The organism is Bacillus sp. NTK034 (genome assembly GCF_017303275.1).
Classification (GTDB): Bacteria; Bacillota; Bacilli; order Bacillales; family Cytobacillaceae; genus Cytobacillus.
The window spans coordinates 325,555-350,622 of record NZ_JAFKOJ010000006.1; the positions used below are offsets into that span (position 1 = coordinate 325,555).

Here is a 25,068-nt window from a genome sequence, read left to right on the forward strand (position 1 = left end):
TTATTTAGTTTGTCGAAGGATTTCAGGTGTCTTATTATACATATATTATAAATTGCAAATTACAGCTTGGGGGACTATAAATGGCGAAAGTTTTAGCATTTCTTAAGCCTTACCGGATAGCGGTGGCAATAGCATTATGCTTAATGCTGACTGAGCTTGCTGTTGAGCTTATTCAGCCATTATTAATGGCAAAGATCATAGATCAAGGCATCCTTCAGAATAATCTTCAGGAGGTCGTGAAGTGGGGAGGGCTTATGCTGGCTGCTTCTTTTGCCGCTTTTGCAGCTGGAGTCATTAATTCCTTTTATGCTGCCCACGTCAGCCAAAGCTTTGGTTTTGATGTAAGGAAAAGCTTATATGACAAAGTGCAGTCCTTCTCTTTTGCCAACTTTAATCTTTTCCCGACATCTTCATTAATTACCCGAATGACTAATGATATTACGCAGCTGCAAAATACCGTCTTTATGAGTCTGCGAATCATGATGAGAGCTCCTTTATTAATAATTGGCGGCCTTATAATGGCTTTTGTGGTAGATGTGAAGCTTGCTCTTATCTTGTCAGCTGTGGCCCCATTCCTTTTTCTATTTCTGTTCTGGGTAATGGGAAAAGGCGGCGCGCTCTTTAAAGCTGTCCAGGAAAAGCTGGACTCTGTGAACAGCGTCATGCAGGAAAATCTGACTGGGATTCGGCTAATTAAAGCGTTTGTCCGCAGACATCATGAAGTAAAACGATTTACGCGCACGAATGAGGATCTTAGAGATGGAACGGTTAAAGCATTGCGTCTGATGGAAGTGACCATGCCTGTTTTGCTTTTAATCATGAATCTGAGTATTCTTGGCGTGCTTTGGTTTGGCAGTATACAGGTAAATGAAGGGGATGTAAAGGTAGGAGAGATTGTTGCCATTGTTAACTATGCAACCAGAATAACGGCCGCTTTTTCCATTTTCTCCTGGATTATCATGGCATTCTCAAGGGCGCGGGCCTCTGCAAATCGTGTTGCAGAGGTACTGGAGACTGATGTGGATTTGACAGACAGCTCAGAATCCAAGAATGTCCTAACAGTAAATCAGGGAAAAATTCATTTTGAAAATGTATCTTTTATATACCCAGGTACTTCAGAGAAGGTGCTGGACTGCATCAGCTTTACTATAAATCCCGGGGAAACAGTAGCGATATTAGGTGCAACAGGCTCAGGGAAAACCTCTTTATTCCAGCTCATCCCCCGGCTTTATGATGTGACCGGAGGAAAGGTTGAAATTGACGGGCATGATGTCCGGGAAATGAAAATGGAGAATCTTCGCAGGAAAATTGGCTTTGTGCCTCAGGAAGCCCTGCTTTTTACAGGAAGTGTGAAAGAGAACATTAAATGGGGCAAGGAAGATGCCGTGATGATGGAAATAACTGAAGCAGCTGTCAATGCGCAAATACATGAAACGATTATGAAGCTGCCTCAAGGTTATGAAACAAAAGTAGGACAAAAGGGTGTTAATTTATCGGGCGGGCAAAAACAGCGTCTATCCATTGCCCGGGCGCTGGTAAGAATGCCGAAAATCCTTCTGCTTGATGACAGCACAAGTGCACTGGATATGAAAATAGAGGCAAAACTTTTGAGTTCTTTAAAAAAATATACTTGTACAACACTGATTATCACACAGAAAATCAGTACAGCAATGGAAGCAGACAGAACCTTATTGCTTGAAGATGGAAGGCTTCTGGCTGAGGGTGACCACGATACTCTTCTTCAAACATCGGGATTGTATAAGCGGATTTTTCAATCTCAATCTGGAGAGGAGAACAGAAATTATGCTTAAACAGCTCAAAGAACCTTTCCAATATAAAAAGATTCCTCTCGACTTAAATGTTGAATTTACTAAAGGGAAAAAGCCGAAATCTGAGAACATTAACTCCACATTAAAAAGAGTCTGGACATACTTAGCCTACAATCAAGGATTGTTATCTCTTGTTCTATTAATGGTGGTTATCAGCTCAGCAATGGGGCTGCTTGGTCCATATTTAGTCGGGATGGCGATCGACGAGTATATTGTCACAAAAAACAGCAATGGATTTATAGCCTTACTGATCTGGCTAGGGGTCATTTATGTGCTGAATTCGCTTGCACTTTGGTTTCAGAATTATTGGATGATCGGCATCGCACAGGAAACTGTATTTACAATGAGAACGAAGCTTTTCAAACATTTGCATAAGCTCCCCATTCCGTTCTTTGACAAGCGGCAGCAGGGGGAACTGATGAGCAGGGTAACAAACGATATTGAAAATGTCAGCTCGACTCTGAACAGTTCAGTGATCCAGGTCTTTTCCAGCCTGCTGACTTTAATTGGCACTGTTTCAGTTATGCTTTGGCTCAGCCCTTTGCTGACGCTCATTACACTGATCATTGTGCCGCTGATGTTTTTTGGAATGAAATGGATTACAGCTCGGACAGGAAGGTTATTCAAAGAGCAGCAAAAGAATCTTGGAGAGCTGAACGGTTTTATTGAAGAGACCATATCAGGACAGAGGATCATCAAGACCTTTTCACAGGAAAAGAAAGTTATGGCCGAGTTCAGGGAAAAAGGAGAAAAACTTAGGGGGGCAGGGTTCTGGGCTCAGACATATTCCGGATTTATCCCGAAGCTCATGAATGTTCTAAACAACTTGAGCTTTGCCATTATTGCGGGGGTTGGAGGCATTTTTGCCCTGAATGGAATGATTTCAATCGGTGTCATTGTCATATTCACGGAGTATTCCCGACAATTTACACGCCCGCTTAATGACCTTGCAAACCAATTTAACACACTTTTATCAGCGATTGCAGGAGCAGAGCGGGTATTTGACATTATGGATGAAGATGAAGAATTCAGGAATGAGGAGCAGCTAAAAGAACTTACCGAAGTGAAAGGTGAGGTTGAATTCCATAAAGTATCTTTTTCATATGAAGAAGATGGAAATACGGTCAGGGATGTAAGCCTTCATGTAAAAGCAGGACAGACTGCTGCTTTAGTTGGCCCAACAGGTGCAGGAAAGACAACAATGATCAATTTGCTCTCCCGATTTTATGAACGGGAGTCAGGCCGTATTTTAATTGACGGCGAAGATATAGCTAATGTGAAAAAAGAAAGCCTGAGGAAGCATATGGGATTTGTCCTGCAGGATTCATTTCTATTCCGCGGCACTGTGCGTGAAAATATCCGCTACGGCAGGCTGGAAGCCTCAGATGAAGAAGTGGTGGAAGCGGCTGAGCTTGCCAATGCCCATTCTTTTATCATGAAACTTCCCCAACAGTATGACACACTGCTGAGTCAGGATGGAAATGGCATTAGTCAGGGGCAGAAGCAGCTTCTTTCCATTGCACGTGCATTTCTTGCCAACCCGTGCATTTTAATTCTGGATGAAGCGACAAGCAGCATTGATACGGTGACAGAGCTTAAAATTCAGGATGCCCTTCAGGAACTGATGAAAGGCAGGACCAGTTTTGTCATTGCCCACCGTTTGAATACGATTCAGAAAGCGGATAAAATTTTTGTTCTTGAAGAGGGCAGGATTATTGAGGAAGGTACACATGAATCTCTGCTTGAACAGGAAGGCTTTTATTATCGGCTTCATGGTAAAGCGTCTGTGGGTGCGAATGCATGATATGGCAGTTGGATACAAAAAAGATTTTTGCCCTTTAGCGAAACATTGAATTTTACAAACAAAAGGCGGACTTGACTAAATCAAATCCGCCTTTTTGCTTACCTATAAAATGATATTCTTTTCTTGTGCTTCTTTTAGCCAGTCCGGGAATTCATTCAGCAAGAGGTCATATAGTTCGTTATCAGAAATGGTCTCGACATCTTTAATGTGGAAAAAGTTTGCGTTATCGATATAGCGGCCATCCATTTCATCCAGCTTTTCCAGTACTTCAAAGTTAGAATCGCCTATCCCGACAAACTGCCAAAATAATGGTTTATCGGATGAAGCAACAACGGGTTTTTTGATCGTTCTTTTACAGCCTCCATCATTAATGAAAACAATGAAGGCAGGGTCTTTACTTATATCTTCTGAGGTATATTTCTGAATAACATCCTCCATTACGGGCGGTTCATCATTTCTTCCGAATTTGTGAATCAGATCATTATTTAAGATATATTGATCCACATATCCTTCAAAGTCATGTTCTGTTACAGGCTTCAACCTGGAAAATTCATTATCATAGACCCAAATATCAAGTGCGCCGTCATCATCAAATTGGCTGGCAACTGCTAAGATTCTCTCCACAACCCTTTGGACAGTCCCGTTTTTATATAACTTGCGCATGGAGCCTGAAATGTCCAGCACAAGTCCTACTCTGGCAGTAACATTTGTCAGTTCCTTTTTCTCCAGTACAATTCCCGCTGATTTTTTTAATAAACTAATAGAGCTCATTCTGTGAATCCCCCTTTAATTATCTATCCAAAAATTTACCATATCGGGAGACTATTAGCATTAATAAAGCTTTAATTTGAAAATTTCATGGCAAAGTCGATAAGCATTTTTTCATATAAATGGATGGAATGCGGCAGGACATATTCATGATCACCATGCCAGTTCATGCCGGTTGGACCAAACTCGACAGCTGGTATCCCGTAATTGGCAAAGAACACAGTATCAGCAGAACCATGCTGTCCAAAGAAAACAGCTTTATCTTCTGTATGTTTTTCAACAATAGGTTCAAGCATCAGGATGAAAGGATTGTCTCTGTCTGTCACAAGCGGCTTTGAGAACATATTCATGATAATTTCCCCATCTGTGATATTTTCGATTTGTTTGATAATCTCTTCATGATCCTGTTCAGGCAAGTATCGGATATCATACGACATTATACATTTTTCAGGCACCTTATTATAAACATCTCCTCCGGTAATTTTTGCCAGATTAATCGAAGGCTGTGGAAAGAATTCAGATGCTTCTTTTGCAAAGGGCAATTTTAATAGTTTTTGATGTACTTCAAAAGCCTTTTCAATGGCATTGACTCCTTCCCATGGACGGCTGCCGTGTGCCGGATCTCCGTCTATCTGGATGTCCAGCCGGATTACTCCTTTTGCTTCCAGCGCAATTCCGAGCTGCGTCGGTTCAGAACAAATGACAAAATCCCCGCGATACCCCTGTTCTGCTAAATAACCGGAGCAATTAAAACCGCCAATTTCTTCATCTGATACAATTTGAAGCTGTATTTTTACACCAATTGGCTTATTGCGTAGTTCTTTCACTGCACACATCATGGCAGCCACCCCGGCTTTCATATCTGCTGCCCCGCGTCCATATATCTTATCGCGGAGTTCTACAGGAATGAACTGTTCATCCTTTCCCGAGACAACATCCACATGTCCATTAAAAATAACGGTCTGATCACCGCTTCCAATTTCACATACTGCCATTTTATAGCCATTATTTTCGATTATTCTAGAAGGAAGGTCCTGGCCCGACAGCCATTGATGGCAATATTCGATAGCCTGGTTTGCTCCTTCCTTAGAAGAGCTTTTAATAGAAATGAGATCTTTCAGTAAGCTTTCAAGCATGTGTCAAAGGTCCTCCTTTAATGCAGCAATGATTTTACACAGTACTAATCCTATTCCCGCTTTGGCAGGATGAAAACAGCCTGATCAATGATAGCCCAATATTTGTGAAGAATTAGTGAAGTATATTGCGAAAAGGGAAGGTAAGGAGTATATTAAAAGTGAGGAAAGTTAGTGAAGTACTTCACAAATAACTTCACTTCAGCAATCTTTCTTCTCAAGAGCTGGCCGGCTTATTAAGTCCCCTGATAGGGAAAAATTTTTAAGAGATTATGTGAAATTATTCACAATAATAACATGGAGATGATTATTATGAAATGGTGGAAAACTCCTAAGGCAGCAGTCGTGTGGACGATTTTAAGGGTTTGGCTTGGTATACAATGGCTGGAAGCAGGATGGCATAAGGTAGCAGACGGATTTAATGCAGGAGGGTTCATGCAGGGGGCAATAGCCCAAGCCGCTGGCGACCATCCGGCCGTGCAGGGGTGGTATGCGGGCTTCCTGGAAAATGTAGCATTGCCAAACGCAGATTTATTCAGCACTTTAGTTGCATGGGGTGAAGTTCTTGTTGGAATTGGACTAATACTCGGAGCAGCAACCATTCCGGCATTAATAGCAGGCGCATTCATGAATCTAAACTTCTTATTAGCAGGAACAACAAGCACTAACCCAATACTATATACAGCAGCAATCATCCTTCTATTTACAGGTGCAGGTGCTTACTACTGGGGAGTTGACAAAGTCGCCATCCCATATATTAAGACAATGATGAAAGGCGGACACGGAATAGGCAAAAAAGAAGCACACAATCACTGAATTGAAAGAAGCAGGGGCTGAATGTCCCTGCTCCTTTTTTGTGTAAATTGCACCTTAGCGTTTTTGACTGTTCTTAACCCGCTGATTGGCTGCATTGGAACGTGCCATTGCCTCGAGATCTTCTTGATCGGCAAGCTCGCGGTTGAACTCTACGTCGATGCCGTCAGATTTCATATTCTTTGGTACTTGTGGAAGTGATGCTTTGTTTTTATCACGAGTTTTATGTCCATGTGCACGGCCCATTGTAAATAACCCCTTTCAGCAATAAAGGTGCGGAAACCTGAATGTTTCCGTACCTTTATCATGTGCCATTAATAGGGCTGGTATGGGTGGAAATTAATGTTTTGACTGTCTGCCTGTAAATCCGCCTGCTTTGTCAGCTCTTTTGAATTCTCTTGAATAAGTTACTTCCTGCATGCTTGATAAAGTGCTTTTGGATTTGTCTTTCTTTTTTTTATCCACTTCGCAACATCCTTTCAGAATAAGGTTCACACTTCCCTTATTTTTCCCTTATTTGAAAAAAATGATACAAATTTCATTGATAAATATCGTCAAGAGCTGCCTTTAAATCTGGATATAAAAAATCAAAACCTAATGACTGCAATTTTTCAGGAAGCACTTTTTGCCCCTCTAATACCAGTGTACTCATCTCCCCAAGAGCTATCTTTAAAGCAAAACCCGGAGCAGGCATCCAGTGAGGGCGATTAAGGACTTTTCCAAGTATTTGTCCAAATTCCTTCATTGTCACAGGATATGGTGATGTAAAATTTAGGGGACCTTGAAGCTGTCCTTGATCAATGCAAAAAAGGATTCCGTTTACGGCATCATCTAAATGAATCCATGAAACCCATTGGCTGCCTGTTCCGACAGTCCCACCGGCAAATAATTTATAAGGAAAGGCCATTCGCGGAAGAGCTCCATCGTTTTTTTCAAGAATGATTCCAAACCTGCAGAAAACTGTCCTGACTTCAAATTCTTCTGCTTTGGATGCCTCTTCCTCCCAGCGTCGTACTGTTTCAGCCAAAAAATCAGTACCGCTTTTCCTGGAAGCTTCGGTGAAGGTTTCAGTCTGGGAAGTGCCATAGTAACCGACAGCACTGGCATTGATTAGTGTATACGGCTTTTCTTCCAGGCGGCTAATAATACGGAGAACTTCCTTCGTGGCTGTAATGCGGCTGTTTAATATCCGTTTTTTGCGTTCTTCTGTCCATCTTCCGCTGTTAATGGACTCACCTGCCAGGTTAATAAACACGTCAATGCCTTCCAGAGCATCCTCCGGTGAATCATCATCGTTCAGCCATTGTACATAATTCAAATTTTTAGAATGCTGCTTATCAGATATATTTCTCGTTAGAATAAATATTTCATGTTTTTTCTCCAGGAATTTTTTCACCAATGCGTTTCCAACAAACCCAGTTCCGCCTGTGATGGCTATTCTCATGGGAGATTCCCCTTTCAAGTGGCAAATACTTTGTTACAATTTACGACGTTTTCTTTCAAATTCCTTTTTTGGATATGTTACATTTAAGAAAAGAGGTGGAGAAAAATGCCGATCATTACGAAAATCACATTTCAGAAAAAAAACACAGACCGCTACAATATATATATGGATTATGGGAAAGGTGAAGAATATGCATTTAGTGTGGATGAAGATGTGTTAATAAAACATCAGCTCAAAAAAGGAATGGAGCTGGATGAATTTTCACTAAATGAAATTGGCTTCCAGGATGATATCCGAAAATCATATAATATGGCTATTCATTATTTATCCAGAAGGATGCGCTCAGAAACCGAAGTCCGCAAACATTTAGCAGAAAAAGAAGTTGAAGAACCGGTTATTCAGGAAGTTGTCCACAAATTGTACGACTACAAATTTTTAAATGATGAAGAATATGCACTAGCATTTGTGCGTACACAAATGAACACATCTGATAAAGGGAAAGGATTAATCCGCACTGAACTAAAAGAGAAAGGGATTTCCCCTGAATTAATCGAAGAAGCGCTGAAGGAGTATCCATGGGAAGCTGAATTAAGTACAGCAAAAAGGCTGTGTGAAAAGCATTCACAGAAATATGCCCGTGATTCATCAAAGATCCTCAAACAAAAACTGGAACAGATGTTAATGCGCAAAGGTTTTAATTTTGACATCATTCAAGAAGCAGTATCTGAAACGGAGATTGAAAAAGAAGAGGATGAAGAATTGGCAGCCCTAAAGTACCAGGCGGAAAAAGCCAAGAGGAAATATGAGAACCTTCCCGAATTCGAATACAGGCAAAAAATGAAACAAGCCTTATTCAGAAAGGGCTTTTCTTTCAATTTAATTGAGCAATATTTAAGTGATGGAGAAGAATAACACATGGAAACCCATGTGTTATTTTTTAGATTCGATTACAATTGATTCTTCATCCATATTATCCAGAATTATTGCTGCCACTTCTTCAGGAGAACGAAGCCTGGATTTATCCTTGATATGGTCGCTTTCATCCCAGAATGGGGTATCCATTCCGCCCATATAAACGGCCTTAACTTTAATATCAGTGCTTTCAAGTTCTTTCTGAAGGCTCTCTGTAAATCCTCTTACAGCAAACTTGCTTGCAGCATACACTGATTCATTTACTTTTCCTTTTAAGCCAGCTGTCGAAATGATATTCATCAGCAAGCCGCAGTTTTTATCTTTAAAATGAGGCAAAACAGCCTGAGTCATATAAATAGTGCCCAGCACGTTTGTTTGAAGCATATCCTGTATTTCCTGCTCTCCAAGATGGTCTAATGGCCCAAAATATCCAACTCCGGCATTATTAATTAAGCCGTAAAGTTCATGGCTTTGGATTTGCGACAACAAGCTGCTGATCTCCTGGGGCTTAGTAATATCTAATGTAAAGACCTGAGTACTTCCGCCAGCTTCATGAATCTCCTTTTCTACACTTTGCAGTTTATCCAATGTCCTTCCTGTTAAAATAGTATGGTAGCCCTGTTTGGCAAATAATAAGGCAAGCTCTTTACCTAATCCGGACCCCGCGCCGGTAATGATGACAGACTTCATATGTTTCGCTCCTTTGAAGGTCTTATAAACCCCATCTTAACAAAAAAGTTCAATACTTGCGAAATGGTATGAAAAACAAAAAGCTGGAGCCTTTTCTAAACAGGCATTTTCTCATATACTTAGCAATGTGGAGTGGAAATGAAGTAAAAGTGAATATAAATTAGCTTGGCCAACTATCTGAAGAAAGTAAGGGATTAAGTATGCAGGAGAAAAGGTACAGTACAATGACTACGTATGAGCTTCAGCAAGAAATTGCCAGCTTAAATGAAAAAGCAAGGAAAGCGGAACAGATGGGCATGGTAAATGAGTTTGCCGTGCTTGAGCGCAAAGTAATAATGGGAAAATCCTACCTGCTCAATCCGGATGATTTTTCCCCTGGTGAAATTTATGAAATCGACGGGGATCCAGGAGTTTACTTTAAAATTGAATATATGAATGGCGTGTTTGCCTGGGGATTCCGGCTAAATGGCAGTAAAGGTGAAGAAGCTTTGCCGATCTCCATGCTGAAAAAACTGGAAGAAAGAGGATGATGTAAACCATCCTCTTTCTGCTTTATGAATTTTTGCGAATCTGCCGTTTTAAAATAATGAGGTCTTGAGTTTGCTGGGTCTCACCATTTACTTGTGAATGTGCACGCTTAGGCCTAAAGTGCGGTGAAGTAAATGGACTGGAATAAGGATTATCCCCAAAAAAGTTTTTGCTGTTTCCCATAACCAAGCCCTCCTCGTATTTAAAATTCTGGTGTGTCACTTTCGCGGTTTGATGAAGCTCTCATTCGTTCCTGAGGGTGCGTATTAATCGTGCCATCAGCCCGGCGTGAAGCATATTCTGCTTTAGCCCGCGGCTCCCCCTCCAGTTTTATGTTGTTTTGATTTGGGAAATTTCTCGCTTTATTGCGCATATGCAGCCTCCTAAACCGGAATACGGGCGCGACCGGCAAATTTGCCAATCACGTAATACTATTATTTGTTTTTTTCGGGAGGCTATGAAGGATACAGGTTATTAATTAATGGTAATGAGGTGACTTTTATGAATGAGTACCAGAAAAAGCTTTATGAGCTTTTATTGAAAAAAAACCACATGCTTTCAGCAAGCCAGGCCCAGACATGGATTGAGCTTTTATGGGAAGATTTTGAAGCAACATATGCCAAGGCTGGCAGAGAATATAAAGGTGCCGAAATGACAGAAAGAATCGTAAGGCAATGGGTAGAAAACCATGGAAGCAGGCTCCATGTATTTGTTGCTGATAACCCTAATTACAAGCATTTGCTTGAACAGGACGAAAATAAGCTAAATTAAAAACAGGCTGCGTATATTAGCAGCCTGTTTTCGTTAGCCGGGAATAATATCCAGTTTTTTTCGAAGTTTTTCCTCACTGAAAATCCAGCCTGTATAGGATGATTGAATGTTAAACTCCCGATCGAGCTGGACCACGGCTACAAATGGATAATGTCCATTGCTCCGGTAGCGGAGGTCAATGAATCGAACTTCATAATAATCATCATATTCATCCACTTCCCAGCGGTAAACTGGTGAGAAGGATAGGAATGCAGATAAATTTTTATCTTTCTTCGCCGCTTCAATTACTGGTGTCTCAGGGACAGGAACGCGATTAAATTGATCGAGAATCCTCACATGGTTTTTTACAGCACGCCCAACGAAAAATTGCTGCCTGCTCATCACCGCAACACGCCATTGATTGAACCTCATGGTTGGGGCAATGATGATTTCTGTGGCATCCGGAATAATTACTTTTACAGCCCTCAGTACACTTCTCTGAGCTGCAAAACGAAGAAGGTAGTACACGACAATAATGCCATAAATAATTAAAAATGTATAACCAGGATGAGCCCCGAAGGCCCATATAAATAATCCAGCAACATGAATCCCGAAAATGAATGGGTCGAATGTGTTGATGATTCCCAATGCTACCCATTTCGATGAAAAGGGGCGAAGTGCCTGTGTTCCATAAGCATTAAAAATGTCGACAAAAACATGCAGGAAAACAGCCAAAAATGTCCACAGCCATAAGTGAAGCAAATTTGCCGCTGGAAAAAATGGGTAAACAACTGCAAGTATGACAAGTGGCCAAAGCAGAACTGCAGGTATGGAGTGGGTAATTCCCCTGTGATTGCGAATATAAACGGCATTATTTCTTAGTTTTAAGACAGTATCTATATCTGGTATTTGTGAACCGACTATGGCTCCAATCATGACACTTGTTGCTGTAGCAGAACTCTCCGCAACAACGGGGTCAAGAGTGGCAATCCCGCCAATCGCCAGCCCCATAACTACATGTGTGCCGGTATCCAAGAGGAAAATACCTCCTTCCTTGGGACATGATCTATTGTTTGTTTTTATATATTGCGGACTCAATGGCCGCTTTCTAAAGTGTACCAGCAAATTTCTTGTATTAACAGCTGAATATGGGTACCTTTAAAGGAGTTGCTGAAATTGAAACAAAATATTCAATCATCAAGAACTAACGATTAAATAAGCAACTGTACTAATATATTCCCATATTTCCCGATTGTTTAACATCAGGAGGATTAAAAATTGAAAGAAATTAGTCAAAATAATATTGAATCAGTTGATATAAAAGGTTTTCAAAATGATTTGCTCAGGTGGTTTGAAGCTGAGCAAAGGGATTTGCCCTGGAGAAAGGACCAGGATCCTTACAAAGTTTGGGTTTCTGAGATTATGCTTCAGCAGACGCGTGTGGATACCGTTATTCCTTACTTTCATCGCTTTATTGAAAAGTTTCCAACCATAAAAGATCTTTCTGAAGCAGACGAAGAAAAGGTATTAAAAGCCTGGGAGGGTTTGGGCTATTATTCAAGAGCAAGAAACCTTCAGGCGGCCGTCCGGGAAGTCCATGAAAAATATGGCGGAATTGTTCCAGATACACCAAAAGAAATTTCTTCATTAAAAGGAGTAGGGCCTTATACAGCAGGAGCAATTCTCAGTATTGCTTACGGGATACCGGAACCGGCTGTGGATGGCAATGTCATGCGGGTCCTTTCGCGTATCCTCTCTATCTGGGATGATATCGCCAAGCCTTCTTCCAGGAAAATCTTTGAGGCTTCCGTCCGGAAATTAATTTCACATGAAAATCCGTCCCATTTCAATCAGGCCCTGATGGAGCTTGGAGCATTAATTTGCACACCAACGTCACCTTCATGCTTATTATGCCCGGTGAGAGAACATTGTACTGCTTTTTATGAGGGGACGCAGCATGAGCTCCCTGTAAAAACCAAAACAAAGAAGCAAAGAAATGTCCAATTAGCAGCAGCTGTCCTCATAGATGATCACAAAAGAGTTTTGATACACAAAAGACCTGGAAAAGGCCTTCTTGGTAATCTTTGGGAATTTCCGATGGCAGAAATCAATATTTCTTATGTAAGCGACAAAGAGCAGATGAAAGATGTGTTCAGCACACAATTTGGTGCCATGGTGGAAATACAAGAAATGACTGGTCAGATTGAGCACGTTTTTTCCCACCTAACATGGAACATAAATGTGTATAAAGGAGAAATATTAAAACTCGAAAAGGAAAAAAGCGATTTGAGATTAGTCAGCCTTGAAGAAATTAAGGAATTTCCTTTTCCGGTTTCCCATCAGAAGATATGGAAGCAATATTTGGAAAGCAAAGCATAGAAAAAGGGGGCGTGCCCCCTTTTTCTTTAAGTTAATCGTAGCTTACCCGGGTTCCATGCGTATAATCAGCTTCCTGTCTTTTCAAGCCGCCGCGGTTTTCTATTTCTTCAATGATCTCCCTATGGATGGTTTGGCCCTCAGCATTTAGATAAGGCATGATCTGCTGAAACGAATGATGGTAAAAAGCAAGCTCACTGTCCTTCCAGTCTGATTTTGACATCATGGAAAGCTCTGTCATATCACGTCCGACAAACATTTGCCATCTTCCTTTCCTCATTTGGATTACAGATAGTGTTTTAATTCGAATTGCCATATATACATGGAAAAAGCTAAAATGAAATCGGTAAGGTATTTTTGTTTAGGCCAATTCTTTAAAGTTAGGCTAAATCAACAAACTAGAGAAAAAAGCTTAATTTTTAATTTCCCGGAAAAACAAATCGCTAAACAGTTACGAACAGGAATACATAACAGAAAGGAAACTGAGTCATGACACAAAAAGTAGCATTGATAACAGGAAGCAGCAGAGGAATTGGAAAAGCCACGGCCATCAGGCTTGCCAAAGAAGGCTATGACATTGTCATCAATTACGTACGGAGCAAATCAGCTGCAAATGAAACAGCATCCGAAATTGAGGCACTGGGAAGAAAGGTTCTGGTTGTAAAAGCAAACGTGGGTGATGTAGAAAAAATTAAAGTGCTTTTCCAGGAGATTGACCGTGAATTTGGAAGATTGGATGTGTTTGTAAACAATGCAGCATCCGGCGTTCTGCGTCCGGCAATGGAACTGGAAGAATCTCATTGGGACTGGACGATGAATATTAACAGCAAAGCCCTCCTATTCTGCGGCCAGGAAGCTGCAAAGCTAATGGAGAAAAATGGAGGCGGAAAAATTGTAAGCATCAGCTCGCTGGGTTCGATCCGCTATCTGGAAAACTATACAACTGTAGGGGTTTCAAAAGCGGCATTAGAAGCACTGACACGTTACTTGGCTATTGAGCTGGCTCCTAAAAATATCGTCGTAAACGCTGTTTCAGGCGGTGCAGTTGATACTGAAGCTTTAAAGCATTTCCCTAACCGTGCAGAGCTTCTCGAAGAAGCAAAGACCAAAACTCCTGCAGGGCGTATGGTGGAAATTGAAGATATGGTTGATACCGTTATGTTTTTGATAAGTGAGGAATCCAGCATGATCCGCGGCCAAACGATTATTGTGGATGGTGGTATTTCTTTGCTTGTTTAATAAAAAAATGGATATCTTTGGTTATTAAAAAAGTTGGATAGTTTCCTCCACTCCCGGTTAAATTAATGAGCGTGGAGGTGATTATAATGGCTAAACAACCAAACCAATCTCAAGCTGGAACTAACGTTCAAGAAGTAAGACAACAAAACGCACAATCTGCTGGCCAAGGACAATTCGGTACTGAATTTGCCAGCGAAACAAACGCTGCTGAAGTAAGACAGCAGAATCAGCAAGCTGAAGCCCGCAAAGGTCAAAATGCCGGCAAACAAAGCCGCTAATAGCATTTAAAGAAAGAAGCCGCCTTTAATTGGAAAGGGCGGCTTCTTTTTTTGCTTCGGTTTAGATATAAAGTCCTCTGTTAATTTTATCTCTGGCCATCTCTTCGACAAAACTTCCATAAAGTCAACATAACTAGTCAAAGGGTTAAAAAAAGGTGCAGCGAAATATAGAAATAGGAAAAATAATGGGGACGGTGAAACAAACATGGAGAACTTTAACAGTTTAGTTTCAGAACAGATGAAAACGATGGAAAAGCTTCTTTATCTCCAAAGTGAATTGGAGCGCTGCCAAGAGATAGAAGAAGAATTGAAGGCTATTCAGCAGGAAACGGAGCTGGAAAGTGTACAGTATGAGATTGCAAGGATGAAAGAAGAACTAAAAGAAATTCATCGTATATTTGAGGAACAGACCGAAGAGGTCATCCGCTCCTATCAGGAAGTAAATGTAACTGTTTAAAAAATGACATTCCTTCCCTAAATCTATCTGTTTTTTAATACCTATAAAATCAGCTATTATATCCTTTTTTTTAAGCCGTTGATACATTTCAATGGCTCTTTGTTTTAAAAATTTCCTTTTACCGTTATAATAGTAGAAAACAGGAATCGTACTTTGTTGCCTTTTTCTTTTGGATATTATTGAGTCATGCTGTGCAGTAAACACAGGCATGAAGGGGAGGACGCCTATTCATGGCGCCAAAAAAAGTATTTTCAGGTTGCAAAGCTTCCGGAATGGAAAGTAGGGGAAAAAAATGGCGGTACCCATCGAAGGCGAACCAATGCAAATACACAGCTATAAACATAATGGGCATATCCACCGCGTCTGGGAGGAAACAACCGTATTAAAAGGGACACAAAATTTAGTGATTGGCGGAAATGACCGGACAATCGTAACAGAATCTGACGGAAGAACATGGGTAACAAGAGAGCCGGCCATTTGTTATTTCCATTCACAGCACTGGTTTAATGTGATTGGAATGATTCGGGAAGATGGTGTTTATTATTACTGCAATATCAGTTCACCATTTATTTTTGACGGAGAAGCGTTAAAGTATATTGATTATGATCTGGATATTAAAGTGTATCCTGACATGACATTCAATCTGCTTGACGAAGATGAGTATGAACGGCACCGTCAGGAGATGAATTATCCCGATGTAATTGACAGCATCCTTAAATCGAATGTTGACAATCTCATCCATTGGATCCGTCAGAGAAAAGGTCCTTTTGCACCCGACTTTATTGATATATGGTATGAACGTTATCTTACTTACAGACGCTAAAAAATGGCTGAATGCCGAAAAAAAACGCCTGTTGGACCTTGAGTCAGCAGGTTTTTATTTTTGTCCAGATCTGCATGATTACCAAGTTTAGGGGTAAGTTTAAGAAAATAACTGGAAATATCGGCTGATAGTCAAATATAAGAAAGCTGCATGATGCAGAGAGGGGGAGCGATCCGGTTGGATAGTATAAAGAGATATTTGAAATTCGTAAAGCCGTATCGGCTTCAGATTATCGGAACCATAATAATAGGCATCATTAAATTTGCCATTCCGCTTTTGATTCCGCTTCTGATTAAGTATGTAATAGATGATATTATTGGCAATGAGGCATTGAGCCAGAGCGATAAGACCAGCACACTTTTAATGGTTATGGCTGTGATGATTGCTTTATTTGTCATCGCCCGTCCGCCAATTGAGTATTACCGCCAATACTTTGCCCAATGGGTGGCAAGCAAAATTCTATACGATATCCGGGATAAGCTTTTTACCCACATTCAAAAGTTAAGCTTCAGATTCTATGCAAATACAAGAACAGGGGAAGTCATCTCCAGGGTCATAAATGATGTTGAGCAAACCAAAACTTTCGTAGTAACAGGCTTAATGAATTTATGGCTTGATGTGGCAACCATATTAATTGCAGTTGTCATTATGCTGAATATGGATGTTACATTGACAATTGTGTCACTGCTTCTATTTCCGTTTTATGCTTTTTCAGTCAAATACTTTTTTGGGAACCTCAGAAAGCTGACAAGGGCCCGTTCACAGGCTCTTGCAGAAGTACAGGGCTATCTGCATGAACGGGTTCAGGGGATGGCAGTTGTTAAAAGCTTTGCAATTGAAGATTATGAGCAAACCCAATTTGATGCGCAAAATAAAAACTTCCTGACAAAAGCGATCGACCATACGAAGTGGAACGCAAAGGCATTTGCAGTTGTTAACACCATTACAGATATATCACCGCTTTTAGTTATTGGCTATTCAGGATATCAGGTGATCCAGGGGGAAATTTCTCTGGGTGTCATGATGGCGTTTGTCGCTTATATAGATAGATTGTACGGCCCGCTGAGAAGGCTTGTTAACTCATCAACAACCTTAACTCAATCGATAGCATCCATGGATCGTGTATTTGAGTTAATTGATGAGAAATATGATATTGACGATTCCACTGATGCAATCCAATGCCGGAATGTTAAAGGGCATATTCAATTTGAAGAAGTGAGCTTTTCCTACAATGAGAATGAGCCTCCAGTGTTAAAGGAGATTAATCTTGATGTATCAGCAGGGGAGACTATTGCCCTTGTTGGAATGAGCGGAGGAGGGAAGTCCTCATTAGTAGGGCTGATTCCGCGTTTTTATGATGTCAGCAAAGGCAGAATCCTGCTTGATGGCACTGATATCCGTTCGTTTAAAGTAAGGAGTCTTCGCGATAAAATCGGCATGGTGCTTCAGGATAATATTCTGTTCAGTGAATCGGTTAAAACAAACATACTTCTCGGCAAGCCCGATGCCACGGAGGAGGAAGTAATAGGAGCTGCCAAGGCTGCCAATGCCCACGAATTTATTATGAATTTGCCTGAAGGATATGATACCAGGGTTGGCGAGCGAGGTGTGAAACTATCGGGGGGGCAAAAGCAGCGGATCGCCATTGCGAGAATTTTTTTGAAAAACCCTCCGATCCTTGTGCTGGATGAAGCCACTTCAGCCCTTGATTTAGAGAGTGAGCATCTGATACAGGAAGCGTTGGAAAAATTGGCTAAAGACCGCACGACTTTCATCGTGGCTCATCGCCTTTCCACCATCACTCATGCGGATAGAATTATCCTCATAGAGCATGGTGAAATTTCGGAAGCGGGAAGCCATGAAGAATTAATGAATAAACAGGGTAATTATTATAAGCTTTTTCAGGTTCAGCAGCTTGAAAATTAGGTCTAAAAGCCGGCTCTATTACAGGGCCGGCTTTATTGTGTGCTTTTTTATTGCAATGCGTTAAATTACTATAGTGTTAAAACAGCTGCAGGCACATTGCGGTCAATAATCTCCATCTTTTTCATAAATATTAGCAGGATATTGTTATTATATTTACCTATTCATGTCGAAAAATATATATAATGTTTACTATATTTAAATAATTTAGAAAAATAAGTAGACTTCATCATTCTTTTTTTATAGAATGAAAAAAAGATAGTGACCTTAGATTCAAATTTGTTAAAAATGTCCTAATTCATAGAAACGGACGATCAAGAAAGGAGTATCCGTGTGACTCAAGCTCCAGTTTTAGAGGTAAAGCAGCTGAGGACTTCCTTTTTCTCTTCCGATGGAGAAGTTCCCGCCGTGGATGATATCAGTTTCTCGGTTAACAAGGGCGAAATTCTTGGAATTGTAGGTGAATCAGGCTGCGGAAAGAGCGTTACCTCTCTCTCCATTATGAAGCTGATTCCACAGCCACCGGGAAAAATTACGGGCGGCGAAATCCTTTTGGATGGAGAAGATCTTGTTAATGCATCAGAAAAAAGAATGCGTGAACTAAGAGGCAATGAAGTGGCTATGATTTTCCAGGAGCCGATGACTTCATTAAATCCGTTATTTACAATTGGAGATCAGCTGGTAGAAGGAATCAAATTACATAAAAAATTAAAAAAGAAGGAAGCGAGCCAGCAGGCAATTGAAATGCTGAAGCTTGTTGGACTGCCAAGGGCAGAGCAGATTATGAAGGAATACCCCCATCAGCTGTCAGGGGGAATGAGGCAAAGGGTAATGATTGCCATGGCTTTGTCCTGCCATCCGCGCCTTTTGATTGCGGATGAGCCGACGACCGCTTTGGACGTGACAATCCAGGCCCAGATTCTATCTCTAATGAAGGATCTTAATGAAAAACTGGATACAGCCATTATTATGATCACTCATGATTTAGGGGTCGTTGCCGAAGTCTGTGAAAGAGTAATTGTTATGTATGCCGGGAAGATAGTGGAAGAAGCTCCGGTAGAAGAGATATTCAAAAACCCGAAGCACCCTTATACCCAAGGACTTCTTCAATCTGTGCCTGATGTAAGAGAAAAGAAGGAGCGTCTATATTCCATACCTGGAAATGTCCCAAAACCGGGCTCCATCAAGACTGGATGCCGTTTTGCAGCGCGCTGTGAATTTGTTCATGACCGATGCATGACGGAAAGTCCTCCGCTTTACAATGTCGAAAAAGCAGAACAGCATACTGTGCGCTGTTTCCTGCATGAGTCTGGGGGTGTCATTAATGACCGAAGTGCTGTTGGAAGTTAATCAGTTAAAAAAGTATTTTCCAGTAACCGGGGGTCTGTTTGGAAGAAAACAAGGTGATGTGAAAGCGGTTGACGATATCAGCTTCTTCGTTAATAAAGGGGAAACGCTCGGATTGGTTGGTGAATCAGGATGCGGCAAATCAACCACAGGCAGAATGCTGATGCGCCTGATAGAGCCAACAGAGGGTAAAGTAGTTTTTGAAGGCAAGGATTTGACTGCTCTAAACTCAGCGGAGATGCGAAAAATGAGAAAGGAAATGCAGATGGTATTCCAGGATCCTTTTGCTTCCTTAAATCCGCGCCATACAGTTGAGCAGATTTTGGAGGAGCCTCTCATTGTCCACGGCATCGGTAATAAAGAAGAGCGGAAACAGCGGGTTAGGGAGATGCTTGAGGTTGTCGGCCTCAGCAGCTACCATGCAAAACGCTATCCGCATCAATTCAGCGGTGGCCAAAGGCAGAGGATTGGAATTGCAAGAGCATTAATGACCAAGCCTAAGCTAATCATTGCAGATGAGCCTGTTTCAGCTCTTGATGTATCCATTCAGTCGCAGGTCCTCAACCTGCTGGAAGATCTGCAAAAGGAATTCCAGCTGACGTATATATTCATTGCCCACGATCTCGGGGTAGTTAAACATATTAGTGATAGAGTTGGTGTTATGTATCTTGGGAGACTAGTTGAGATCACAACATCTGACCAGCTCTACGATAAACCGCTCCATCCGTATACAAAGGCTTTGCTTGGTGCAGTTCCAATCCCTGACCCGACTTTAAAGAAAGACAGGGAGCTATTAACAGGGGACATTCCAAGTCCGCAGAATCCGCCAGCTGGATGTGCATTCCATACTAGATGCAAAGAATGCATGGAGATCTGCCAAACAGAGAGGCCGCAGCTGAAGGAAATTGAACCAGGTCACTTTGCAGCCTGTCATCTTTATAGCTGAGCTATAAAAAGGGCAGGGCTGCATGGATGATAAATATGTAAATAGCCGATACCGGCAAAAGAAAAAAGGGGGAAAACAATGAAGAAGCGCAATGGCATTTGGTTCCTTGTTGCAGCTTTGCTTCTGTCACTGGCTCTTGCCGGCTGCAGCAGCAACTCAAGCAGCGGAACGAAAGACGAAAAGGATAATGAGAAAGGTACAGATACAGAAGAAACGTCTTCAGGCGGCACATTAGTATTTGGCCGCGGCGGTGACTCAACTTCGCTTGATCCCGCTATCACAACAGAAGGTGAATCTTTTAAAGTAACAAAAAACATCTATGAAACTTTGATTGAATTTGGTGAGCAGGATACAGAAATTCAGCCTGGCCTTGCTACTGAATGGGAAACAAGTGAAGACGGGCTAAAGCATACATTAAAGCTTCGTGAAGGTGTAAAGTTCCACGATGGAACTGATTTTAATGCCGAAGCGGTTGTCTTCAACTTTGAAAGATGGAAAGCTGGAAACGCTGAGCAGTTCTATTACTATAACTCTCAGTTTGGAGACAAGATCTCTGAAGTAAAAGCTGTAGATGATTACACAGTTGAATTTACTTTAAACAAGCCAATTGCACCATTCTTAAAGAACCTTGCAATGTCTCCATTTGGAATTGCAAGCCCGGCTGCTGTTGAAAAGCACGGTGAAAAATTCCTTCACAACCCGGTTGGGACAGGACCATTTGTATTTAAGGAATACAAAGCAAATGACCGCATCACTCTTGTGAAAAATGAAGAATACTGGCAGGAAGGTCTTCCAAAGCTTGATGAGGTTATCTTCCGTGTCATTCCAGAAAACTCTGCGCGTCTAAATGCATTGGCTACAGGCGAAGTAGACTTAATCGATGGTGTTAACTTCAGTGATATTGGCCAAATTGAAGGAAATCCGGATCTTCAAACTTTTGAACGTCCATCCTTAAACGTAGCTTATCTCGGGTTAACAAGTACTCGCGGACCATTAAAAGATAAAAAAGTCCGCCAGGCATTAAACTATGCAGTCGATAAGCAAGCTCTAATTGATGCCTTCTATGCTGGTGCAGCTGAGCCCGCGAAAAACCCTATGCCTTCAGTAGTAGCGGGTTACAACGATGATGTTGTAGATTATGAATTCGATCCTGAAAAGGCTAAAGAACTTTTAAAAGAAGCAGGATATGAAAATGGATTTGAAATGGAACTTTGGGCAATGCCGGTTCCTAGACCATATATGCCGGACGGACAAAAAGTGGCTGAAGCACTTCAAGCCAACTTTGATGCAATTGGCGTAAAGGCAAAAATCGTTACTTATGAGTGGGGTACTTACCTGGATAAAGCAAAGAATGGTGAAGCTGATACATTCCTATTAGGATGGACTGGCGACAATGGGGATGCTGATAACTTCCTATATGTGCTTCTAGACCAGGACAGCATCGGCTCCAACAACTACACTTACTATGAAAATCCTGAGGTGCATGAATTGCTTGTAAAAGCTCAGGCTAGTGCAGACCAGGCAGAGCGTGAAGAGCTTTACAAACAGGCTCAGGTTCTGATCAAAGAAGATGCTCCGTGGATTCCGCTTGTCCACTCAAGACCTATCCTTGCGGGCAAGGCTGATATCACAGGCTTCAAGCCGCATCCAACAGGTTCGGATTTACTGGCAACTGTAGAATTTAAATAAGATGCTTTTCAAGTGAGATAAGTATACTTCTTATATTCAAGGAAAAGGGAGTACAGTTCTGTAGCTCCCTTTTCTATTCCAACAATTTTAGATAACCTTCAAGAGAGGTGAAATGGCAATGCTGTCCTATACACTAAAGCGTTTGTTTTCCCTTATTCCAGTTCTGCTGGGGCTTTCCCTTATCGTCTTTTTTATGATTCGGGCAATTCCTGGTAATCCGGCACAGATTATCTTGGGACAATTGGCAACAAAAGAAGCAGTAGAGGAATTAACGAAGCAGCTGGGGCTTGATCAGCCTTGGTACCTTCAATATTTTACATATCTTGGCGGGCTTTTTACGGGGGACCTTGGAGAATCACTCCGTACAAAAACAGAAATAAGCCAGGAAATTTGGCCGTATCTGGCTGCAACAATTGAACTTACATTCGTTGCCATGTTAATTGCTGTTTTTATCGGTGTGAATGCCGGAATCATCAGTGCATGGTATCAGAATTCATGGTTTGATTATGTGGCAATGGTGCTTGCACTTATTGGTGTTTCCATGCCAATCTTCTGGCTTGGCTTAATGGAACAATGGGCGTTTGCCATAAAGCTGGACTGGCTTCCTACATCGGGAAGGGAAGAAGTAAGAAATCCGATTGAGGCCATAACGAACATATATATGATCGATGCTCTCTTGCAGGGAAGAATCGATCAATTCTGGGATGTCATCAGACACCTGATTCTGCCGGCATTTGCCTTGGCGACCATCCCAATGGCGATCATTGCGAGGATTACCCGTTCTACGATGCTTGAAGTAATGAGATCCGATTTTGTCAGAACAGCGAGGGCCAAAGGCTTGAGAATGTTCTGGGTTGTTTATAAGCACTCATTAAAGAATGCCATCATTCCTGTTCTTACGATTATCGGTCTTCAAATGGGATTATTGCTGGGAGGCGCCATTTTAACTGAAACAATTTTCAGCTGGCCGGGAATCGGACGATATATTTATGAGGCTATCAACTATCGGGACTATCCTGTTATCCAGTCAGGCATACTTATCATTGCATTTATCTTTGTCATGATCAATCTAGTGGTGGACTTGCTGTATGCAGCAATTGATCCGCGGATTAAATATAATTAAGGAGGGGGAACGTACTTGGAACTTTCAACACAAAAAGACCTTCAGCCGCCTATTATGCCAGCTGAAGAAAAAGCAGTTTCCCCCTGGGTGGAAGCATGGAGGAGCTTTAGAAAAAATAAACTGGCTTTAATCGGCACCATTATTGTATTATTTTTCGTTCTTCTTGCTGTATTTGCACCGCTTATTGCGCCGCAGGGAATTAATGAACAAATGCTGTCAAAAAGGCTTCAGGCGCCATCAGGCGAGCATTGGTTTGGAACGGATGACTTCGGCAGGGATATCTTCTCAAGGGTTGTTTATGGTGCAAGGATCTCCTTATGGGTAGGGTTTCTGGCCGTAATCGGATCTATTGTAGTTGGCTGCCTTTTAGGTGTTGTGGCGGGATATTATGGCAAATGGGTTGATACAATTATCTCACGCATTTTTGATATCATGCTTGCTTTCCCAAGCATCTTGCTGGCCATTGCGATTGTGGCAGTGCTTGGCCCATCATTGAGAAATGCCCTGATTGCCATTGCGGTAATCAATATTCCTAACTTTGGCAGACTTATCCGTTCAAGGGTGCTGAGTGTCAAACAGGAGGAATATATAATGGCCGCAAAAGCGATCGGAATGAGCAACAGCCGGATTCTCTTCAGGCATGTGCTGCCTAATAGCATGGCTCCGATTATTGTACAGGGAACACTTGCCATCGCCACTGCAATCATTGAATGTGCGGCCCTTGGATTCCTTGGTCTCGGTGCTGAGGCTCCAAATCCTGAGTGGGGAAAAATGCTTTCTGATGCTAAGGCATATCTAATACAAGCTCCATGGACGATGATTTTCCCTGGGCTTGCGATTATGCTTACGGTTCTAGGTTTTAACTTAATGGGTGACGGATTAAGGGATGCACTTGATCCAAGAATGAAGAACTAACAAAAAAGCAGCTGAAATCAGCTGCTTTTTCCTATGAATCGTATATCATATACCCCGGTCTATTCGGCGTTCTCCGGTATTGAAACCTCATTTTCCTCTTTATGATATGCCTGAAAACTGGATATCAGTTTATCAAGGTGCTCCACATGTTCATCGTAATCAACAATAGCTGATACAACTTGCATGATATGCGGGAGAATGGACTCTTCATCATGTTCATACTCTTTTTGCTGAGCCAGGAAAAGGTTCACCAGTTCCTTTCTGCTAAGGCTGAAATCGCCTTCCTCAAACACTACATTGGGCCGAACTTTCCCAATAAATTTAAGCATGACGTGTTCATGATAATGGATAAGAATATCAAGCTGCTGCTGAACTGCATGCTGAAATTCTTCTGGCATTTGCTGCAGATCATTTTCATAGCGGTGAAGCTTTTTTAACGTTTCCAGAGAGCGTTTAACAGTCGAGATCATTTGCCTATATATAACGAGTTTTCTGGATTTAACCAGATCATTTCGTTTAAAATAATTTCTTTCCTCTTTATACATTAAATACAGCTGATCAAGCTTCACATTGCTTTCTTTCATTTTATCAATATCGTTTTTCAGCAGCTTGTGCTCAGATGCATGCCGTATATTTAACCTGATCCATTTAGTAATTTCCTCTGTGTTATTGGATATTTTAAAGTAAAGCTTATTCTCATATTTAGGAGGCAGGAAGACAAGGTTAACAATAAAAGCTGATAATACACCAAGCATTATGGTTGAAAAACGAATAAGTGCAAACTGCAAAAAAGTATCGCCTGGTGTTTCCATTATGGCAATCAGGGTTACTAGTGACAGGCCAATCGTATTTTCGATTTTAAGCTTTAGATTGATCGTAATAACAATGATAGCTGCCAGACCTATGATGAATACATCGTTGCCGAATAAAAGCACGAATATCACGGCAATTAATGCACCGATCGCATTTCCCTGGATCTGTTCAACAATAGAAAGATAAGATCTGTAAATAGTCGGCTGAACGGCAAAAATAGCTGCTATTCCAGCAAAGATAGGGGCAGGCAGATGAAAAAGTTCCGATAATAAAAGAGATAGAATGATTGCGATTCCCGTCTTAAGTATGCGGGCGCCAAGTTTCATACAATAAATGTCCTTTCTTTCTTTAAGATTTTTTTATCTTATGGCTCATTAAAAAGCAACTTGAATTAAACCGTAATTACAGTAATTATACATACTTTAAACGGTTTTGCTCATTATTAAACAATATTGTACTATACAGGGA

At 41.3% G+C, this 25,068-nt stretch carries 28 protein-coding genes; 17 read left to right on the top strand and 11 right to left on the bottom strand.

The genetic code is table 11. The features are described 5' to 3' along the window. The first annotated feature begins 80 nt into the window (after positions 1–80). Both JI665_RS18525 and JI665_RS18530 read left to right on the top strand, forming a co-directional pair. Entirely contained in the window at positions 81–1,811 is a 1,731-nt protein-coding gene (locus JI665_RS18525; RefSeq protein ID WP_206842520.1) for an ABC transporter ATP-binding protein, read from the top strand. Further along, positions 1,804–3,633, top strand: a complete 1,830-nt coding sequence (locus JI665_RS18530) for an ABC transporter ATP-binding protein (protein ID WP_206842522.1) — start codon at positions 1,804–1,806, stop codon at positions 3,631–3,633. The genes JI665_RS18525 and JI665_RS18530 overlap by 8 nt, the downstream gene beginning before the upstream one ends. A gap of 102 nt (positions 3,634–3,735) precedes the next feature. Here JI665_RS18530 and JI665_RS18535 read toward each other — a convergent pair whose 3' ends face one another. Beyond that, on the bottom strand, positions 3,736–4,404 hold the full coding sequence (locus tag JI665_RS18535; RefSeq protein ID WP_206842531.1) for a vWA domain-containing protein: 669 nt from the start codon (positions 4,402–4,404) through the stop codon (positions 3,736–3,738). 71 nt (positions 4,405–4,475) lie between these two features. Next, complete coding sequence (locus JI665_RS18540) at positions 4,476–5,537, bottom strand: M20 family metallopeptidase (protein WP_206842541.1); 1,062 nt, start codon at positions 5,535–5,537, stop codon at positions 4,476–4,478. 309 nt (positions 5,538–5,846) lie between these two features. Between JI665_RS18540 and JI665_RS18545 the strand changes: the two genes are divergently transcribed. Next, positions 5,847–6,350 carry a DoxX family protein gene (locus JI665_RS18545; protein ID WP_206842543.1) on the top strand — a complete coding sequence of 168 codons (504 nt, stop codon included), beginning with the start codon at positions 5,847–5,849 and terminating at the stop codon, positions 6,348–6,350. A 54-nt stretch (positions 6,351–6,404) separates the two neighbouring features. Here the strand turns inward: JI665_RS18545 and JI665_RS18550 are convergent, their stop codons facing one another. The 3 genes from JI665_RS18550 to JI665_RS18560 form a co-directional block, all read right to left on the bottom strand. Then, positions 6,405–6,593: a YfhD family protein gene (locus tag JI665_RS18550; protein ID WP_206842545.1), complete on the bottom strand. Its 189-nt coding sequence runs from the start codon at positions 6,591–6,593 to the stop codon at positions 6,405–6,407. A 93-nt stretch (positions 6,594–6,686) separates the two neighbouring features. After that, positions 6,687–6,812: a YfhE family protein gene (locus JI665_RS18555; protein ID WP_206842555.1), complete on the bottom strand. Its 126-nt coding sequence runs from the start codon at positions 6,810–6,812 to the stop codon at positions 6,687–6,689. 73 nt (positions 6,813–6,885) lie between these two features. Continuing rightward, positions 6,886–7,791 carry a TIGR01777 family oxidoreductase gene (locus tag JI665_RS18560; protein ID WP_206842557.1) on the bottom strand — a complete coding sequence of 302 codons (906 nt, stop codon included), beginning with the start codon at positions 7,789–7,791 and terminating at the stop codon, positions 6,886–6,888. 105 nt (positions 7,792–7,896) lie between these two features. Between JI665_RS18560 and recX the strand changes: the two genes are divergently transcribed. Further along, positions 7,897–8,703, top strand: coding sequence for a recombination regulator RecX (gene recX / locus JI665_RS18565; RefSeq protein ID WP_206842558.1), 807 nt, complete (start codon positions 7,897–7,899; stop codon positions 8,701–8,703). An 18-nt stretch (positions 8,704–8,721) separates the two neighbouring features. On the opposite strand, the gene JI665_RS18570 is transcribed toward recX, so the two are convergent. Further along, positions 8,722–9,393 carry an SDR family NAD(P)-dependent oxidoreductase gene (locus JI665_RS18570; protein ID WP_206842568.1) on the bottom strand — a complete coding sequence of 224 codons (672 nt, stop codon included), beginning with the start codon at positions 9,391–9,393 and terminating at the stop codon, positions 8,722–8,724. 200 nt (positions 9,394–9,593) lie between these two features. Between JI665_RS18570 and JI665_RS18575 the strand changes: the two genes are divergently transcribed. Next, positions 9,594–9,923, top strand: a complete 330-nt coding sequence (locus JI665_RS18575; protein WP_206842570.1) for a YfhH family protein — start codon at positions 9,594–9,596, stop codon at positions 9,921–9,923. 22 nt (positions 9,924–9,945) lie between these two features. Here the strand turns inward: JI665_RS18575 and JI665_RS18580 are convergent, their stop codons facing one another. Together JI665_RS18580 and JI665_RS18585 are read right to left on the bottom strand one after the other, a co-directional pair. After that, complete coding sequence (locus JI665_RS18580; protein WP_009335831.1) at positions 9,946–10,104, bottom strand: YpzG family protein; 159 nt, start codon at positions 10,102–10,104, stop codon at positions 9,946–9,948. A gap of 19 nt (positions 10,105–10,123) precedes the next feature. Continuing rightward, positions 10,124–10,294 carry a small, acid-soluble spore protein K gene (locus JI665_RS18585; RefSeq protein ID WP_009335832.1) on the bottom strand — a complete coding sequence of 57 codons (171 nt, stop codon included), beginning with the start codon at positions 10,292–10,294 and terminating at the stop codon, positions 10,124–10,126. A 128-nt stretch (positions 10,295–10,422) separates the two neighbouring features. Between JI665_RS18585 and JI665_RS18590 the strand changes: the two genes are divergently transcribed. Beyond that, the gene (locus JI665_RS18590; protein WP_206842572.1) at positions 10,423–10,692 is read left to right on the top strand and encodes a YfhJ family protein; all 270 of its coding nucleotides are present in this window, start codon (positions 10,423–10,425) and stop codon (positions 10,690–10,692) included. A 33-nt stretch (positions 10,693–10,725) separates the two neighbouring features. Here JI665_RS18590 and JI665_RS18595 read toward each other — a convergent pair whose 3' ends face one another. Further along, complete coding sequence (locus JI665_RS18595; RefSeq protein WP_206842574.1) at positions 10,726–11,706, bottom strand: metal-dependent hydrolase; 981 nt, start codon at positions 11,704–11,706, stop codon at positions 10,726–10,728. 243 nt (positions 11,707–11,949) lie between these two features. Here JI665_RS18595 and mutY point away from each other — a divergent pair, with 243 nt between their 5' ends. Beyond that, a complete protein-coding gene (gene mutY, locus JI665_RS18600; protein ID WP_206842576.1) occupies positions 11,950–13,050 on the top strand; it encodes an A/G-specific adenine glycosylase in 1,101 nt (366 codons plus the stop codon). Between the two features lie 31 nt (positions 13,051–13,081). Here the strand turns inward: mutY and JI665_RS18605 are convergent, their stop codons facing one another. Next, positions 13,082–13,306 carry a hypothetical protein gene (locus tag JI665_RS18605; protein ID WP_019383506.1) on the bottom strand — a complete coding sequence of 75 codons (225 nt, stop codon included), beginning with the start codon at positions 13,304–13,306 and terminating at the stop codon, positions 13,082–13,084. A 230-nt stretch (positions 13,307–13,536) separates the two neighbouring features. On the opposite strand from JI665_RS18605, the gene fabL reads away from it, so the two are divergent. The 10 genes from fabL (at position 13,537) to nikC (ending at position 23,787) form a co-directional block, all read left to right on the top strand. Continuing rightward, positions 13,537–14,286 (top strand): enoyl-[acyl-carrier-protein] reductase FabL, encoded by a 750-nt coding sequence (gene fabL / locus JI665_RS18610; RefSeq protein ID WP_206842584.1) that lies wholly within the window; start codon positions 13,537–13,539, stop codon positions 14,284–14,286. A gap of 86 nt (positions 14,287–14,372) precedes the next feature. Continuing rightward, entirely contained in the window at positions 14,373–14,564 is a 192-nt protein-coding gene (locus JI665_RS18615) for a gamma-type small acid-soluble spore protein (protein ID WP_035333109.1), read from the top strand. Between the two features lie 205 nt (positions 14,565–14,769). Further along, on the top strand, positions 14,770–15,021 hold the full coding sequence (locus JI665_RS18620; protein WP_009335839.1) for a YgaB family protein: 252 nt from the start codon (positions 14,770–14,772) through the stop codon (positions 15,019–15,021). 292 nt (positions 15,022–15,313) lie between these two features. Next, positions 15,314–15,844, top strand: coding sequence for a nucleoside tri-diphosphate phosphatase (gene ntdP / locus JI665_RS18625; RefSeq protein ID WP_009335840.1), 531 nt, complete (start codon positions 15,314–15,316; stop codon positions 15,842–15,844). A 177-nt stretch (positions 15,845–16,021) separates the two neighbouring features. Further along, on the top strand, positions 16,022–17,770 hold the full coding sequence (locus tag JI665_RS18630) for an ABC transporter ATP-binding protein (RefSeq protein ID WP_280516106.1): 1,749 nt from the start codon (positions 16,022–16,024) through the stop codon (positions 17,768–17,770). Positions 17,771–18,100: 330 nt separating this feature from the next. Next, positions 18,101–19,117, top strand: coding sequence for an ABC transporter ATP-binding protein (locus JI665_RS18635; protein ID WP_206842586.1), 1,017 nt, complete (start codon positions 18,101–18,103; stop codon positions 19,115–19,117). Continuing rightward, positions 19,092–20,060 (top strand): ABC transporter ATP-binding protein, encoded by a 969-nt coding sequence (locus JI665_RS18640; protein WP_206842588.1) that lies wholly within the window; start codon positions 19,092–19,094, stop codon positions 20,058–20,060. Before JI665_RS18635 ends, JI665_RS18640 begins: the two co-directional genes overlap by 26 nt. Positions 20,061–20,138: 78 nt before the next feature. Continuing rightward, complete coding sequence (locus tag JI665_RS18645; protein ID WP_206842590.1) at positions 20,139–21,749, top strand: ABC transporter substrate-binding protein; 1,611 nt, start codon at positions 20,139–20,141, stop codon at positions 21,747–21,749. Positions 21,750–21,867: 118 nt separating this feature from the next. After that, the gene (locus tag JI665_RS18650; protein WP_206842591.1) at positions 21,868–22,872 is read left to right on the top strand and encodes an ABC transporter permease; all 1,005 of its coding nucleotides are present in this window, start codon (positions 21,868–21,870) and stop codon (positions 22,870–22,872) included. A 54-nt stretch (positions 22,873–22,926) separates the two neighbouring features. Then, on the top strand, positions 22,927–23,787 hold the full coding sequence (gene nikC / locus JI665_RS18655) for a nickel transporter permease (RefSeq protein WP_206842697.1): 861 nt from the start codon (positions 22,927–22,929) through the stop codon (positions 23,785–23,787). 59 nt (positions 23,788–23,846) lie between these two features. Here nikC and JI665_RS18660 read toward each other — a convergent pair whose 3' ends face one another. After that, a complete protein-coding gene (locus tag JI665_RS18660) occupies positions 23,847–24,926 on the bottom strand; it encodes an FUSC family protein (RefSeq protein ID WP_206842594.1) in 1,080 nt (359 codons plus the stop codon). Positions 24,927–25,068: the final 142 nt, after the last annotated feature.

Coding starts and splice junctions, on each gene's coding strand:
- JI665_RS18570 (WP_206842568.1), bottom strand. CDS start 9,393: ATGAAGTCTGTCATCATTACCGGCGCGGGGTCCGGATTAGGTAAAGAG.
- JI665_RS18525 (WP_206842520.1), top strand. CDS start 81: ATGGCGAAAGTTTTAGCATTTCTTAAGCCTTACCGGATAGCGGTGGCA.
- JI665_RS18620 (WP_009335839.1), top strand. CDS start 14,770: ATGGAGAACTTTAACAGTTTAGTTTCAGAACAGATGAAAACGATGGAA.
- JI665_RS18585 (WP_009335832.1), bottom strand. CDS start 10,294: ATGCGCAATAAAGCGAGAAATTTCCCAAATCAAAACAACATAAAACTG.
- fabL (WP_206842584.1), top strand. CDS start 13,537: ATGACACAAAAAGTAGCATTGATAACAGGAAGCAGCAGAGGAATTGGA.
- nikC (WP_206842697.1), top strand. CDS start 22,927: ATGCCAGCTGAAGAAAAAGCAGTTTCCCCCTGGGTGGAAGCATGGAGG.
- JI665_RS18590 (WP_206842572.1), top strand. CDS start 10,423: ATGAATGAGTACCAGAAAAAGCTTTATGAGCTTTTATTGAAAAAAAAC.
- JI665_RS18535 (WP_206842531.1), bottom strand. CDS start 4,404: ATGAGCTCTATTAGTTTATTAAAAAAATCAGCGGGAATTGTACTGGAG.
- JI665_RS18615 (WP_035333109.1), top strand. CDS start 14,373: ATGGCTAAACAACCAAACCAATCTCAAGCTGGAACTAACGTTCAAGAA.
- JI665_RS18540 (WP_206842541.1), bottom strand. CDS start 5,537: ATGCTTGAAAGCTTACTGAAAGATCTCATTTCTATTAAAAGCTCTTCT.
- JI665_RS18545 (WP_206842543.1), top strand. CDS start 5,847: ATGAAATGGTGGAAAACTCCTAAGGCAGCAGTCGTGTGGACGATTTTA.
- JI665_RS18645 (WP_206842590.1), top strand. CDS start 20,139: ATGAAGAAGCGCAATGGCATTTGGTTCCTTGTTGCAGCTTTGCTTCTG.
- JI665_RS18605 (WP_019383506.1), bottom strand. CDS start 13,306: ATGTTTGTCGGACGTGATATGACAGAGCTTTCCATGATGTCAAAATCA.
- JI665_RS18640 (WP_206842588.1), top strand. CDS start 19,092: ATGACCGAAGTGCTGTTGGAAGTTAATCAGTTAAAAAAGTATTTTCCA.
- JI665_RS18560 (WP_206842557.1), bottom strand. CDS start 7,791: ATGAGAATAGCCATCACAGGCGGAACTGGGTTTGTTGGAAACGCATTG.
- ntdP (WP_009335840.1), top strand. CDS start 15,314: ATGGCGGTACCCATCGAAGGCGAACCAATGCAAATACACAGCTATAAA.
- JI665_RS18650 (WP_206842591.1), top strand. CDS start 21,868: ATGCTGTCCTATACACTAAAGCGTTTGTTTTCCCTTATTCCAGTTCTG.
- JI665_RS18660 (WP_206842594.1), bottom strand. CDS start 24,926: ATGAAACTTGGCGCCCGCATACTTAAGACGGGAATCGCAATCATTCTA.
- JI665_RS18550 (WP_206842545.1), bottom strand. CDS start 6,593: ATGGGCCGTGCACATGGACATAAAACTCGTGATAAAAACAAAGCATCA.
- JI665_RS18580 (WP_009335831.1), bottom strand. CDS start 10,104: ATGGGAAACAGCAAAAACTTTTTTGGGGATAATCCTTATTCCAGTCCA.
- JI665_RS18575 (WP_206842570.1), top strand. CDS start 9,594: ATGCAGGAGAAAAGGTACAGTACAATGACTACGTATGAGCTTCAGCAA.
- JI665_RS18530 (WP_206842522.1), top strand. CDS start 1,804: ATGCTTAAACAGCTCAAAGAACCTTTCCAATATAAAAAGATTCCTCTC.
- recX (WP_206842558.1), top strand. CDS start 7,897: ATGCCGATCATTACGAAAATCACATTTCAGAAAAAAAACACAGACCGC.